Source organism: Abyssisolibacter fermentans (genome assembly GCF_001559865.1).
Classification (GTDB): Bacteria; Bacillota; Clostridia; order Tissierellales; family MCWD3; genus Abyssisolibacter; species Abyssisolibacter fermentans.
Window position 1 is genome coordinate 25184 of sequence record NZ_LOHE01000077.1, and the last position, 15181, is coordinate 40364.

16 protein-coding genes are annotated in these 15181 nt (G+C 29.9%); 11 read left to right on the plus strand and 5 right to left on the minus strand.

The annotated features are described in order from the left end of the window. Nucleotides 1-30 precede the first annotated feature (30 nt). Complete coding sequence (locus AYC61_RS14945) at nucleotides 31-579, plus strand: GNAT family N-acetyltransferase (RefSeq protein ID WP_066504105.1); 549 nt, start codon at nucleotides 31-33, stop codon at nucleotides 577-579. An 18-nt stretch (nucleotides 580-597) separates the two neighbouring features. Next, nucleotides 598-1188: a CPBP family intramembrane glutamic endopeptidase gene (locus tag AYC61_RS14950; RefSeq protein ID WP_066504107.1), complete on the plus strand. Its 591-nt coding sequence runs from the start codon at nucleotides 598-600 to the stop codon at nucleotides 1186-1188. Between the two features lie 105 nt (nucleotides 1189-1293). Here AYC61_RS14950 and AYC61_RS20760 read toward each other — a convergent pair whose 3' ends face one another. The 3 genes from AYC61_RS20760 to AYC61_RS14960 form a co-directional block, all read right to left on the minus strand. After that, nucleotides 1294-1686 (minus strand): ribosomal maturation YjgA family protein, encoded by a 393-nt coding sequence (locus tag AYC61_RS20760; protein WP_242866809.1) that lies wholly within the window; start codon nucleotides 1684-1686, stop codon nucleotides 1294-1296. A 24-nt stretch (nucleotides 1687-1710) separates the two neighbouring features. Next, a complete protein-coding gene (locus AYC61_RS14955) occupies nucleotides 1711-2262 on the minus strand; it encodes a DJ-1/PfpI family protein (RefSeq protein WP_066504108.1) in 552 nt (183 codons plus the stop codon). Between the two features lie 222 nt (nucleotides 2263-2484). Continuing rightward, on the minus strand, nucleotides 2485-4947 hold the full coding sequence (locus tag AYC61_RS14960; RefSeq protein WP_066504109.1) for a sigma 54-interacting transcriptional regulator: 2463 nt from the start codon (nucleotides 4945-4947) through the stop codon (nucleotides 2485-2487). Between the two features lie 220 nt (nucleotides 4948-5167). Here AYC61_RS14960 and AYC61_RS14965 point away from each other — a divergent pair, with 220 nt between their 5' ends. From AYC61_RS14965 to AYC61_RS15005, 9 genes are all read left to right on the plus strand, one after another. Next, nucleotides 5168-5653: a PTS sugar transporter subunit IIB gene (locus AYC61_RS14965; protein WP_066504110.1), complete on the plus strand. Its 486-nt coding sequence runs from the start codon at nucleotides 5168-5170 to the stop codon at nucleotides 5651-5653. A gap of 16 nt (nucleotides 5654-5669) precedes the next feature. Further along, nucleotides 5670-6422 carry a PTS mannose/fructose/sorbose/N-acetylgalactosamine transporter subunit IIC gene (locus AYC61_RS14970; protein WP_066504117.1) on the plus strand — a complete coding sequence of 251 codons (753 nt, stop codon included), beginning with the start codon at nucleotides 5670-5672 and terminating at the stop codon, nucleotides 6420-6422. Between the two features lies 1 nt (nucleotide 6423). Then, nucleotides 6424-7254 carry a PTS system mannose/fructose/sorbose family transporter subunit IID gene (locus AYC61_RS14975; RefSeq protein ID WP_066504120.1) on the plus strand — a complete coding sequence of 277 codons (831 nt, stop codon included), beginning with the start codon at nucleotides 6424-6426 and terminating at the stop codon, nucleotides 7252-7254. Nucleotides 7255-7347: 93 nt separating this feature from the next. Further along, nucleotides 7348-7761, plus strand: coding sequence for a PTS sugar transporter subunit IIA (locus AYC61_RS14980; RefSeq protein WP_066504122.1), 414 nt, complete (start codon nucleotides 7348-7350; stop codon nucleotides 7759-7761). A 227-nt stretch (nucleotides 7762-7988) separates the two neighbouring features. Next, nucleotides 7989-9428 carry a sulfatase-like hydrolase/transferase gene (locus AYC61_RS14985; protein WP_066504126.1) on the plus strand — a complete coding sequence of 480 codons (1440 nt, stop codon included), beginning with the start codon at nucleotides 7989-7991 and terminating at the stop codon, nucleotides 9426-9428. 28 nt (nucleotides 9429-9456) lie between these two features. Further along, the gene (locus AYC61_RS14990; protein WP_202906850.1) at nucleotides 9457-11004 is read left to right on the plus strand and encodes a DUF3604 domain-containing protein; all 1548 of its coding nucleotides are present in this window, start codon (nucleotides 9457-9459) and stop codon (nucleotides 11002-11004) included. Nucleotides 11005-11018: 14 nt separating this feature from the next. Continuing rightward, on the plus strand, nucleotides 11019-11294 hold the full coding sequence (locus AYC61_RS14995; protein ID WP_066504128.1) for a DUF202 domain-containing protein: 276 nt from the start codon (nucleotides 11019-11021) through the stop codon (nucleotides 11292-11294). An 18-nt stretch (nucleotides 11295-11312) separates the two neighbouring features. After that, nucleotides 11313-12770, plus strand: coding sequence for a sulfatase family protein (locus AYC61_RS15000; RefSeq protein ID WP_066504131.1), 1458 nt, complete (start codon nucleotides 11313-11315; stop codon nucleotides 12768-12770). 17 nt (nucleotides 12771-12787) lie between these two features. After that, nucleotides 12788-13921 (plus strand): anaerobic sulfatase maturase, encoded by a 1134-nt coding sequence (locus tag AYC61_RS15005; RefSeq protein WP_066504134.1) that lies wholly within the window; start codon nucleotides 12788-12790, stop codon nucleotides 13919-13921. A gap of 78 nt (nucleotides 13922-13999) precedes the next feature. On the opposite strand, the gene AYC61_RS15010 is transcribed toward AYC61_RS15005, so the two are convergent. Both AYC61_RS15010 and AYC61_RS15015 read right to left on the minus strand, forming a co-directional pair. Beyond that, nucleotides 14000-14227: a hypothetical protein gene (locus tag AYC61_RS15010; protein WP_066504135.1), complete on the minus strand. Its 228-nt coding sequence runs from the start codon at nucleotides 14225-14227 to the stop codon at nucleotides 14000-14002. 208 nt (nucleotides 14228-14435) lie between these two features. Further along, on the minus strand, nucleotides 14436-14975 hold the full coding sequence (locus AYC61_RS15015; RefSeq protein ID WP_066504137.1) for a GNAT family N-acetyltransferase: 540 nt from the start codon (nucleotides 14973-14975) through the stop codon (nucleotides 14436-14438). Nucleotides 14976-15181 lie beyond the last annotated feature (206 nt).

The window sequence follows — 15181 nt, forward strand, 5'->3', positions numbered from 1 at the left end:
ATAACAAATAATAATAGTGAGGATTAAATTATGACTTTGAAGAATAACTTAACAATTAGAGAATTAACACTTGATGATTTAGCTTATGATTTACTTAAGCATTTTAATCGTTTTCAAGAAGTAAAGCGTGCATGGAGAAAAGAAAACGATCAATATATCTTAAAAGATATTTGTTTTACTGAGCATTGGGATGAAAATGAAAAATTACACATAGTAAAAGACGTATTTTATGACTGCATTAAAAATGGTGGGACTATTTTAGGAGGATTTGATGACAATAAATTAATTGCTTTTGCATGTATTGTAAATGAGTTCTTTGGTAGTTACAATCAATATTTACAGCTATCAAAGCTCCACGTGTCCAATGAATATAGAAACTATGGATTGGGAAAAAAATTATTTGTATTATGTTGTGAAATAGCTAAAGAAAAAGATGCAAAAAAACTCTATATATCAGCAAACTCCTCAGAGGAAACACAAGCTTTTTATGTTAAAAGGGGCTGTGTAGAGGCAGCAGAAATTAATAAAGAATTAGCTGACAAAGAGCCATATGATTGTCAAATGGAGTATGTATTATAATTTTATTGGAGTGTATAAATGATGATATTTATGTTTTCGCTTGGTATTGTGTTAGCTGTGGTAGATATATATAAACCAACGACAACTTTATTAGGTAATGTAGTTAGAAGGATAATTAATCTAGCTATTGGATTAGTTTTGATAGCTATTATAGATAAATCGTATCTTTATATTGATTCATATTCGATAATTTTAGGAACAATAATAGGACTGGCTTTTTTATTGACTCATATAATTTTATCAAAGGGCGTTAAGGTAAAAAGAGAAGATTTTAATATGAGTATGCTGAAAACATGTGTTTTAATATACTTATTAGAACTGCCAGCTGAAGAGTTTCTATATAGAGGTATGGTTTTTTTGTCATTATACAAATTAACTAATCTTAAATTAGCAGTGGTTTTAAGTGGAATTATTTTCATGTTGTTACATGCAAAGACTTGGAAAGAAAACAAATTTGTTATTTTCGGCTCTTTAATCTTAGGTATAATCTGCTGTATAAGTGTCTATGTTACACATAGCATATGGACAGCTGTTATAATACATATATTAAACGATTTTGGTTTTTTAACATTAATATCAAGGAGAAATATATTTGAAGAAACACCGTAAAGCTTTTTATCTTGCAATTGTTATTTTTACAGCTAAAAAGCTTGCATAGTCTATAAAATAGGCTAGCAAGCTTTTGAAATTTCATAAATGTTTCAATTATTTCAATTAGTGATTTTTAAATATATGGTAATCCACAAAATACCCAATCGATATTCCTATACTATAAGAAACAAGATCACTCCATAAAAATCCTCTACCTAAAATTAATCCTCCTAGTTTAGTACATCTAATAGAATTAATCCATTCAGTACTATATAATTGGCTGAATTCTATACAAAAGCAGAATATCAAACTGATAATAGCAAGTTGTTTTGAAGTTATTTTATTTAACAGAAATCCAAAGAGCATAAAAATCATAAAAGCCCATAGTATATCACCAGCGTATATATTAATCCAGTTAGGGAGTACTTTATGTAGTTTTCTTATAGTTAATCCTGAAAAACTATCGTTAAAGACATGTATAATATATTTCTTAATACATTCATTTCTAATCTCCAATTGTATATAAATTATATTGATATTCTATATTTTTTGATGCTTAAAAAAGTTAATAGTATCCATGAGCTCTGCTTCATTCTCGTATATATCTAATAATTTACCTATTTCGATTGCAAAATCAATATAACCTACACCTTTACCAGTAATAATATTACCGTCTACTACTACATTTTGATTTACAAAGTGAGCATCTTCAAATTCTTTATACTCATCCACAGGCATTGATGTAGTAAACTTTTTACCTTTTAAGATACCCGCCCTTGCCAAATGTATAGGTGCATAACATATAGCTCCTATAAGCTTTTCTTTGTCATTAAGTTTTTGTATAAAATCATATAACTCTTGTTTTTTATTAATATTATCTGGATCTCCACCAGGAATAACAAATAAATCTACATCATCTACATTGATATCAGATAATATTTTGTGAGGTATCATTTTAAATTGTTCCATAGAAGTCACTACACTATCGTCAATACCTACTGTTATAACCTCACCAGCTGCTGATGCTAAATAGTTGGTTAAAATAACTTCAAATTGAGCAAAATTATCATACATAAATATATATGTTTTCATATTTTTCCCCCTTTCTGTGATTAAGGTAATTGTATAATTACATTTGTAAGAATGTCAAATTATTAATGTATTTATTAAATTTTCTTAAATTGTAAGTTTAGTATAAAAAAATAATAAAGTTGATACATTAGAGATATTCCATAATAAAGGCGTGAATGTTTATATACTACAGATTGATTATCAATATTTTCAAAAGCAAATAAATTTGATTAAAGGGAGAGATTACTCTCCCTTATTAATATTCATCAAAAGAATTTCAGATAAAAATCTGACTTCATGATTTGGTATGTTAATTTGATAATATGATTCTAATTCCTTTAATGATTTTTTTAGTATATTACAGTATTCCTTTAACTGAGATGTCATATTTACTAAATCCGTCTCCTTAGAAAAATCATCATGAATTATTATTTTTTCTATAAGACGTGCTAAGTGTGCTGCAAATATTAATACAGTATTATCAGAAAGAGTTTCGCCTAATGTTTTTTGAACCTTATCAATGCATTTATAGATTTGATTTGTTACTTCATCAATATCCAGATAGTCTATATAATAGCTTAAAAGCCTTGGCAATGTTAGATTCAAATCTAAAGGTATTGGGTTACTGTTTTCTGTTTTGCAAACTCTGTTAATTTGGCAGGAATCATGATATTTAAAGTCATCAATTATACTTGATGTTAATTTATCTAATTCATTAATAACAAAATGCTTATTTACAGCTTCAAGAACCATAGGAGTATTTACACAGTCTATAGTCGCTGTTTCAAGCCCTGTTAGATCAGAGACTTTCTTGCCAACGTTAACTAGTGAACCCATGTCAACTAAAAATAATATACCATTTTCTTGGTTTATTCTAATACAAAATCTAGCTACATTATTAAAAAACTCATTAAAATTTTCATCCAATAGTAGATTAAAACCGTAGGTTACTTTTTCACCAAATATATTATTTACAACATTTGAAATGCTGGTAGCCGAGTTTTCTCCATGTGCTAATATGATAATAGGAATACGATTGTTCGTTTTTTCTAAAATATTAACTGAATGAAATAAACTTGACAAAAAACTTGTCTCAGCTTTAGGAATTCTGAGTCCAGTAACTTTAGCAATTTCATCAGTAAGTCTCATAGCCAATAAATTTTCTTCCTTAGTTATATTATTTATATTATAGTTAAAGTCCAAATGTTTACTTTCGCTTTCAGAGTGATTTAATATCTGACCTATAAATAAGCTTAAAGCACTTATCATCTGAGGTGTAATTGTTATGTTGCTTTCTTCCTTAATGATTCTAAGAAGGCGTTCAATTATATTAATAACATCCTTTGGAACAATTGAATATAGTTTCTTAAATTGCTGTTTATATATCTGAGCCGAATTATAATTGAAGTTTAAGTCTAGTTTTTCTCCTAATGTCAAAATTGCTTGATCTTTTGTATAACCTAAGCTCATTAGTTCTCTAATATCATCATCTAATTTTTTATACCATTTAGAAGGTGTTAATTTTGTCTTAACAGAAGGAGCATTGATTTTATCAGGGAGAACATAGAGCTTGGCTGTTTTAATTTTATGATTTTGTTCAGTATATACAGTTAGTCGTATATCTTCAGGTAAACATTGCTGTGTAACCAGCAAATCTTTTTCGTTTAGTATAGTGTGATTTAAAAAAGCTTTTGCACATGAATATTGAATAATACTTTTTAATTTTCCAATGTTACCCTCTTTAATTCTAGTTAGTAATATTTTTATAACAGGAGCAGTGATTTGTATAGGAATATTTAATTTATTAGCTTCTATAGTAAATAAAACTTTAATTAATTCAATACGTTCCTTGATAGGTCTGTCATTCAAAGAAGGAACATTCAATATGATAGGTATTCTTCTTAAAAAGGTTGTTAATAAGTTTTTTTCAGGGTCTTCTGTAGTTGCTCCTATAATTAAAACATTGTGTATGTCTTCTTCATTTTCACTTCCAACTTTCCTGTATACTCCTTTATCAATAATAGAAAAGAGCATTTCTTGTCCAGCAGGAGGTAGCCTGTGTATTTCATCTAGAAATAAAATGCCATTTTCAGCTTGATTTATCAAGCCTTCTTTTGTAGTTTCTGCACCTGTAAATGCACCCTTTATATGACCAAATAATAGAGAAACTAATAAATGAGGATTATTAGAATAATCTGCACAATTCAAAACTACAAAAGGTGTGTTTGATGAATATTTTTTTGTAAAAATAGCGAATTTGTGCATTAAACTTGCTATAAGGCTTTTGCCTGTTCCAGATTCTCCTAAAATCAAAGTATGAAGACCGTTTGGAGGATAGAGTATAGCAGCCTTTGCCAGCTCACATAAACTTTTTAAGCTTCCACCAGAACCTACTAAAGTATCAAAAGGATCATTAGAAGCTGTTTTTTCATTAAGTATTTTGCTTTCATCAAGTTTAATATTTTTATTTTCATCATAATACCAACGAGAATCTAAAAATTTTACAGGACGACCTTGTATTTTGATTGCTTTGTTTTCTTTAAATAAGGTATTTAAATCATTACTTGCATTAGCTCTAGATATACCTAGTATTTCAGCTATCTCGTTTGCTGTGAAGCCGAAAGTATTGAAATTCTCTGTTTTTATGTTAACAAGTTTATCACATGCTTCTATAAGTGAATTTAAAACCTTGTCTTTTCTTAACATGATTTTCATCTTCTTTCTTCATTAGTATTTATGTATTATTATAAAACTGTTTGTTTAGTTTTACAATATAAAACACTAAAACTTTATAGTGTTTTATAAAAAGTATATAGTGTTTTGTTTTTTAAAATAACAACACAGGAAAACGTGTTTATTTAATCTAGTGTTTTGGCATAGGTTTTGCAATAATATATAGCATGAAAAAATAAAGGAGGTTCAATTAATGAAAGTAAAACTAATGAGAACAGATGATAGATTGATTCACGGTCAAGTAATGGTTAGATGGGTTAGCAGTCTTAATGTTAAAGCAATAGTTATTTTTGATGATGAAATTGCAAATGACCCAATGTTATCCAGTATATTTGAACTAGCATGTCCAGCTGGAGTAAAGCTGTATATTTCTAAACTAAGTGATGCAGATGGTATAAAGACTAAGGTTGAAGGTAAGCAGGACAATACATTAATACTTAGTCGCTCTCCAAGAGTTATGGAAAAGGTAATAGAAGCAGGATTTGTTTCAGATTTAGGATATAATATTGGACCAATGAGCAATAAACCTCATACAACTAAATTAGCTTCATTCTGTTATCTTTTAGATGATGAAATAGAAGCACTAAAGAGAATTAATGAAAAAGGTATTGATATTTTTGTCCAAACCGTTCCTGATGCTGAAAAGCTTACTTGGGACGATATTATAAAAATAATTTAAAAGAGAGGATGGTTTTATGTCTTTATGGCAAGCGGTACTTATAGGACTATTTGGTTATTTAGGTGCTAAAAGAACACCTTGGTTTTTTGGAGTTACAGGTGGATGGAATACTATTGGTAGACCATTAGTTGCAGGTCTTATAATCGGAATTATTTTAGGTGATGTAAAAGCTGGTATTTTAGCAGGAGCAGCTGTACAAGCAATGTATATAGGTCTTGTTACTCCAGGAGGTTCTTTACCAGCAGATATTAACTTTGCAGCGTATATAGGTATACCTTTAGCGCTTGTTAGTGGTGGAGGACCAGAATATGCTGTTACATTAGCTGTTCCACTAAGTTTCCTTGGAATAGTTGTATTTAACTTCCTTATGTCATTTAATGCATCATTTGTACATAAGGCAGATAAATATGCTGAGCAGGGAAATGGTGAAGCTATCATGCGTACCAATATACTAGGTACAGTTCCAACATTTTTAATTCGTTTTACAGTTATATTTTTAGCTTGTTACTTTGGAGCGCCAGCAGCTCAAAAACTAACTACTGCAATGCCTGAACTTATAGGTAATATATTTATAGTTCTTGGTAGAATGTTACCTGCAATAGGTTTTGCATTATTATTAAGACAAACATTAAACGATAAGAAGATGATTGTATTTTTCTTAGCAGGTTTTGTTGTTGTAGCATCTTTAAATATTACTATTCTATCTCTAGCGATTTTAGCAAGTTTCGTAGCAGTATTAGATGTTATGTATAGAAAGGAGGCTGCATAATATGGATAATGCAAAAAATAGCAGTAAAATCAAATTGCCAAAAAAAGAAGTACAAAAAGCTTGTTTTAGATTTATATTCTTCTCGCATTGTGCGCAGAACTTTGAACGTATGATGGGATTAGCATTTACTCATATGATGGTACCAATTCTTAAGTTGTTATATAAAGATCCAGAGGAATACCAAAAAGCATTAGTCAGACATATGCAGTTCTTTAATACAGAACCTAATTTAGGATCAATTATACCTGGTATTACAATAGCATTAGAGGAACAAAGGGCAAATGGACAGCCCATCTCTGAGGATTTAATAGTAAGTACTAAAAATGCTCTTATGGGACCTTTTGCAGGACTTGGTGATTCGATTATTATTGGTACTTATATGCCAATATTGTTGAGTATAGCTTTAGGTTTATCAGATGGTGGTTCGCCACTTGGTGCTATTTTCTACATTGTAGTTTGGTTAGGTTCAATGATTGCAATGCGTTATTGGTTATTTATGAAAGGTTATAAATTAGGTATCGGAGCTGCAAAGAGTATATTACAAGAAGGCTTAAGTTCTAAAGTAACACAAGCATTGAATATTGTTGGATTAATTACTATAGGTGGTGTTAGTGCAAGTTTCGTAAAAGTACCAGTACGTTTTATTTATGAATCAGGCGAAATGTCTATATCATTACAATCTATTTTTGATAAGATTATGCCTAAATTACTACCACTTGTACTAGTTCTTTTAGTTTATTACTTAATAGATAAAAAAGGTTGGTCAGTTAATAAAGTTATATTATCACTTCTAGCTTTTGTTTCTGTTATGGTAGCAGTAGGCATTATGTAATGTAATTAATGACTTAAAGGGACTAACTCAATATTGAAGCTTGGGATAGCCCCTTTAGTCTTTATAAATTTCAAGTAGGAGGACATGATTATTATGATTGGTATATTAATTGTAGCTCATAATGAATATGCAAAGGCTTTAATTGATACTTCAAAGATGATATATGGAGAAGTAGAAAACATTGAAGCTGTTTCATTTGTTCATGGAGAAGGGTTAGAAATTTTAAAAAATAAAATATTAGATAAAATCAAAACAATAAATACAAGTGATGGGTGTATTGTTTTACTTGATGTGTTTGGCGGAACACCTATGAATGCTTCTGTTATGGCACTTGGAGAAAGAGAAGATGTAAGTTTTGTATATGGTACAAATATTTCTATGCTTTTAGAAGTACTGTCAAGGAGAGAAAGTGTTGGTATAAGAGAATTAACTGAAATTGCTATAAATGCAGGAAAAGAAAGTATAGGAAGTGTTAAACCCAGATTATTCATAGAAAATTGTGAGTAGTGAACCCAAATCTTGATTTGGTGTAAATCACTTACTCCTATGAAGGAACGGAATAGGAGATACATTAATAAGGATCCTTCTGATTAGAAGATGTCCATTAAATTCTCGACATACCAACTCGGTATGCCTTCAAATTCACTGAAATCTTCTAATTCAGAAACCTACAACATATTATCGGGAGTTATACGAATAATCAGGGTTAAAAACTTAAAAAATAAGGTGATGTTATGAGTAAAAAAGATATTTTAATATTTTTGACAGATCAGCATACCCCAAATGTAATAGGTATTAACAATAAAGATGTTAATACTCCTAATTTAGACAGTTTAGCATCTGAAGGTACAAGTTTTAATAGAGCTTATACATCATGTCCATTATGTGTACCGGCGAGGATGTCATTTTTAACAGGGCAGTTACCTTCAAAGCTAAATGTTTTTAATAATGAAGAAACTATATACGACGATCAAGCAACATTCCTTCATTCATTAGCAGCTAGCGGCTATGAAACAGTACTTTGTGGTCGTATGCATTTTAAAGGAGTAAATCAAAGACATGGATTTACTAAACGAATTATGGGAGATATTACTACGCTTTATTGGGGTACAGGTGGAAAAAACAGAACAGATATGGGACCGTTTATTGGAACAACTAATATGAAGGGATGTTTAAACGTTATAGGAGGAGGTAATTCTCCAGTATTAGAATATGACAAAGCAGTTATTAAAGCTGCTGTAGATTATTTAAATGAAGAACATGAAAAACCACAGTGTATTGTTGTTGGTACTTATGCACCACACTTTTCTTATGTAGCACCAGAAAAATTATATAAAAAATATAAAGAAAAATTACCTTTACCAAAGACTTGGGAAATTGAAACAAATTCTAAGCACAGTGCATTTAAACACATGGAAAAAGATATCTCTATAGATGACTTAAAAGGAGTTAGAGCTTCATATTATGGAATGGTTGAAAACATGGACAGACAAGTTGGTATTGTAAAAAAAGCGTGGGACAATTATCTTAATTCAAATGATAGGAAAGGTGTTTATATATATATGTCTGATCATGGAGATCAGCTGGGAGAAAGAAATCTATTTGGAAAACAGACGTTTTACGAAGATTCATCAAGGATACCATTAATTATAGCAGGTGATGGGATAAATGAAAATATTATAAAACAAGGGGCAGTTAGTATAATGGATGTAGCTCCAACAGTTATAGAACTTGCAGGAGCAGAGTTTTTGCCTAATCCTGATGGAAAAAGTTTAGTTAAAGAATTGACTACATCAAAAGATGATATTGATAGAAATATTTTTTGTGAACATGTTTTATCTAAAGACGACAATACGCATTTTGTTGGAAGAATGATTTATCAAGATGCTTATAAATATATTCATTTTTCAGGTTATGATGATGAAGATTTATTATTTGACATCAATAATGATCCGTATGAATTGAGAAATATAATTTGTGAGAATGAAGATGTAGCAACAGAATTAAAATCAAAAATATTAAAAGGTTGGAACCCTGAATATATTTTAGAGAAACACATAAACAGATGTAAAAATCATAAGATAATGAAAAAATGGGGACAAGCTTTGATGCCTGATGAAGAAGAGAGATTTAAAATACCATTAGATGCTAGGATACTTCCAAAGATGAAGTAAAGAGACATATGAAAGGGAGTGAGGTTATATGAATAAATACAATATATATTGGACAGATATGCATTCAAATATTCATTCTAATCAAATGAAAGATTTAGAAAAGTGGTTTGAACATGCTAAAAAACTTCTTGATTTTTGGCCGATAGCCTATTATCCATATTATATGAGAAAAGATGAAACAGGTTTAGGAGTTGAAGATATTTACCCTGAAGAAGTTGTAAATAAAGATTGGGAACAACTTAGAGAGTTCGTTATAGAAAAGAATAAAGAGGGATATCCAATGTTTATGGGCTTTGAATGGCAAGGAAGTGGACTAGACGGAGATCATAATGTGTATTATCTCGACAACGACCAAAATACACACCGTCCTCTAAGGTACGAAGAGTTGATAAAATTGCTGCCTCTTGACAGAGCTATTGCAATACCGCATCATCTTGCCTATGAATTGGGTAAAAGGGGCAAGAATTGGAGTACACATAATGAAGCTTACTCACCGTTTGTAGAAATATATTCATCTCACGGTAGTTCAGAGAGTGATGTTACATCTGTTCATATGGCTAGACATATTCATATGGGACCAAGGACATCAGGATGCACAGTAGAAGATGGATTAAATAAAAACAATATATTTGGAATTATTGCATCAGGAGATAACCATAGTGCACCAGCAGTATATGGTCATGGATTAATGGCTTGCCTTAGTGAACAGTGTACAAAAGAAGCTATATGGGATGCATTCTTAAATCGTAGAGTTTATGGAGTAACAGGAGATAGAATTAAACTGGATTTCAAAATAAATGACTATGTAATGGGTAGTGTTATCGAAAATGTTGACAGCAGTGAAAAATTAGAAGCAGTAGTCAATGCAGAAGGCTCTCATGCTATTGATAGAATAGAGCTATTGAGAAATAATGTACTACTTCATGTATATACTCACTCAGGTAAATGGGAAGAAAAAGAGTTAAAAGAAAATGTAAGGTTTAAGTTTAAAGTTGAATTTGGATGGGGACCGGACAGAAGAGTTTATGAAGACATTGAAAAGAAAATCTGGCAGGCAAGTCTGAAAGTAGATGGTAAAATATTATCTATTGAAAAATGTTTTACTAATTTTGGACAAGAAATAAATAACGTAGAAGATGACAGATGTGATTTTACACTAACAACATATAAATCATCAGCTACAGGTAAATGGATGGGTCCATCCCCTGTTGAAAATGAAGCTTTAATCTTCGAGGTAGAAGCTCCTTTAGAGTCAATAATGAACTTAAAAGTTGATGGTAAAATATATGATTTAGTAGTTAGAGAAGTAATAGAAGGATCACAATTATTTCATTTAAGAGATGATATAGAGCAATTAACAAAAGAAAGATGGGGTTTTACATCATATTATCGTGATGATCCGTTTTGGCATAATGCTTATAAATTTAAAGTGTATCAAGGGATTGTAGAAGATGGCTATAGAGCTAGCTTTAAATATGAAATAGGAGCTAAAAAAACAGATTGTGATAATTATAGAGTTCGAGTTTATGAAAAAAATGGGCATATGGCATGGTCTTCGCCTATTTTTATAAGATAAAAGGAGCTACTTTAATGAGTAATGTATATGATGATCAAAAAGAGAAAATGATACTTAGAGATTTTTTAGCTACAGATAGAACTATACTGGCAAATGAAAGAACATTTTTAGCGTATGTAAGAACTTCAATAAGTATAATAGCAGCTGGAGTAGGTTTTATAAAGCTTTTTGACAATCCGATTATTTACAAAATGGGTTATGCTTTTATACCATTTGGCTTTATTGTATTAGTTTTTGGAGTTAAAAGATATATAAAAGTAAAAAACAAACTAAAAAATGTTAGGTTCTAGTGGATTGGAGGTACTTCTATGAAAAAAAAGCCACACATCTTAATATTTAACCCTGATCAAATGAGAGCGGATTCACTTCATCACTTAGGCAATGAGGCTTCATTAACTCCAAATATGGATGAATTAACAAATGAAGGAGTATCTTTTAATAATGCATTTTGCCAAAATCCTGTTTGTACACCAAGCAGATGTAGTTTTATGAGTGGTTGGTATCCACATGTAAGAGGACATCGTACAATGCATTATATGATGCAAAATGATGAACCAGTATTATTAAAAATATTAAAGGATAATGGATATCATGTTTGGTGGGGAGGAAAAAATGATTTAATATCAGCAGATAAAGATATAACACCATATTGTGATGAAAAATTCATACCGACTGATTTTGACCCTGCTAAAGTAGAATCAGACCATAGCTGGCAGGACAGCTTTAGAGGTGAGTATAAAGGTAAGAATTATTATTCATTTTATGCAGGTAAAAGTAATATAGATGACAGCTCATTTATAAAGCACGATTGGGCTTATGTCAATGCGTTAGTAGATAAGATAAAGAATTATAAAGAAGATAAACCGCTGTGCATGTATTTACCACTTCTTTATCCGCATCCACCTTATGCTGTAGAAGAGCCTTTTTACAGCATGATAGATAGAAGTAAGATGAATTTGGTAGAGAGTTTTGATGATTGGTCGTTAAAACCGAGTATATTAAAAGGTATATATGAAAGACAAAGGTTACATGAATTTACACCCGAAGATTTTAGGGAGCTAAAAGCTACTTATCTTGCTATGTGCTTGAGAGTTGATTATCAATTTGGTTTAATAGTTAATGCATTGAAAAATGCAGGCATTTATGATGATACAGCTATATTTATATTCAGTGATCACGGTGATTTTACTGGGGATTATGGATTAGTAGAAAAGACTCAAAATACATTTGAAGATTGCTTAACGAACGTACCCTTGATAATAAAACCGCCTAAAGGAATTGAGGTAAAACCAAGAATAACAGATGCTTTAGCTGAGCTTCTTGATATTCCTGCAACTGTAGCTGAAATAGCAGGTATTACTCTAGAATATAATCATTACGGCAAATCACTGCTACAAGTCTTAAGAGGAGAAGATAAACACAAGGACTATGTGTTTTGTGAAGGTGGAAGAATAGATGGTGAACCACAATGCATGGAATTAGGACACAAAGAAACATCACTTTATTGGCCTAGACTTAGTGTACAAGCAAGTAGTGGTCCTGAGCATAAAAAAGCAGTTATGATAAGAAATAAAAAGTATAAATATGTTTATAGATTAGAAGAACATGACGAATTTTATGATTTAGAAAAAGATCCATATGAACTAGAAAATATTATCTATGATAAAGCATATAAAGATATAATAAATACATTTAAAGAAAGAGTATTAAAGTTTATGGTAGAGACAGCAGATTATGTACCAGCCCAAAAAGAAAGACGCAGATAAATGAGAGAGGAAATATTATGCCGCCATTAAATTTGTTAATAAAACCTGCTTCAAGTAATTGCAATTTAAAATGTAAGTACTGCTTTTACAATTCAATTGCAGAGAATAGAGAAATTGCCTCCTATGGTATAATGAAAGAAGATATATTGGAAATTATAGTAAAGAAAGCATTAGAATATGCTGATGGAGCATGTAATTTTGCATTTCAAGGAGGAGAACCAACTTTAGCAGGGCTAGATTTTTATAAACATTTGATAAAACTTCAAAATCAGTATAACAATAAAAATATAAAAATAACAAATACAATACAAACTAATGGTACAATGATAGATAAACAATGGGCAGAATTTTTATCAAAGAATAACTTTCTAGTTGGAATATCTTTGGATGGACCTAGAGATATAAATGATTTGAATAGAATAGATAGGGAAGGAATAGGATCATTTAAAAAGGTTATAGAAGCTATAAATCTATTAAAAGAGTACAAAGTCGATTATAATATATTGTTTGTAGTTACAGCTAATTCATCTAGACATGTCAATAAAATATATAACTTCTTTAAGAAAAATAACATGAGATATCTTCAATTTATTCCATGCTTAGACCCATTATTTAAACAAACGGGAACGGAAGAATACTCTTTAACACCTGAAAAATACTTGAAATTTTTGAAAGAATTTTTTGATTTATGGTATAGTGACGCTGTGAAAGATGACTTCAAAAGTGTACGATACTTTGATAATATCTTAGGAATTTTATTAGGACATGAAACAGAGGCATGTGATATGAGAGGAATGTGTACTGTACAAAATGTTATAGAAGCAGATGGCAGTGTATATTCTTGTGATTTTTATGTTACAGATGATTATTGTTTGGGAAGTATTAGTGATAATAATTTTGAAGATTTTATAAATACTAATACTGCTAAATCCTTTATAGAAGCTTCATTTAGCATAAGCTCAGAATGTAAGGAATGTAAGTGGTTTAAGCTTTGTAGAGGTGGATGCCGAAGATACAGAAGTATTACAGGATATGATAGCTTGCCATTAAATTATTACTGCCAAACTTTTAAACAATTTTTTGAATACTCATATGATAGGTTTTATGAAATAGCAAGAATGATTACATTTCGAAATAATTCAAAATACTAAAAATATTAAATCCACATACTCTGAGAGATTAAGTATGTGGATTTATTCATTGGGCAATGGTTTATATAGTGTCGAAAATCAATTGTTTAGATGTTGCTTGTCTTTCTTATTAAATACATTAGACAAGACAAACAACGAGATTGTCAGCACAATATATACTACATAGATGAAATAGGTGATGTTTATACCCCATGAGAAAGAACTTTCTGGATGATTAAGTGCATACAAAATAAACAAAACTGCTATAATAACAGCTGTGATGCCTGTCCAAAATAAAATACGTGAAATTTTCTTTGTTTTTTTCATTGTTACCTCCTGTTTTTTTCACTATGGATATATATACTTAATTCTCATTAAATCCAGATTATTCATAGAAAATTGAATATCTTTTATTAATGAACCTCATTCTTCGAATGAATAAGCGATTCACATATAATCACAGATTTTAGTTCTCTGCTCATAATTCAAAATTATACAGACACTATGGGGAGTTATATGAATAATCAGGGTTAAATTAAGAATTATTATGATTAATATATTCTTCTTTCAAAATTCCCATTATAATTAAATCATGATAGTTTCCACCTTTATATAATTCACTTTTCAGAGTACCTTCTATTCTAAAACCGCATTTTTCATAACATTTAATAGCTCTAGTATTAAACGAAAATACTGTTAATTTTACTTTATGCAAATTCATTTCATTAAATATAAAACTGAGTAATACTTTCATAGCATCAGTTCCATAACCCTTTTCTACATAGTCTTTGCCTAGAAAAATATAAATTTCTGTCTTCCTATTTTTCCAATCTACTGATTTTATACCACATTCACCAATGTATTTTCCTTCATCAATGGATTCTATTGCAAAATCATAATAGTCTTTATTACCTGATATTTTTTTAAAATCTTCTTCTACATCACTAAATGTATTAGGATATGGTATTCTTGAAACTACGTATTTCTTGTATTCCTCTTCGTTCATAATTTTTAAAAGATACTCTAGGTCATCTTTTTTATATTCTCTCAAGATAATTCTATTACCTTTAAACATAAAAATTTCTCCTATATTGTTATTTGGATTTTATTTCATAATAGATTTATATATTCTACATATTTTTCTAATTTCCTTCAAAATTACAAGGTTGCAACTAACTAACAAGTTTTATAGAAATGAAATAAACCTATTGCTTCTTATGATCATACATATTAGAATTAATATGTTGAATAACATGGTTTGTTAACTAAAGTATAAAACAA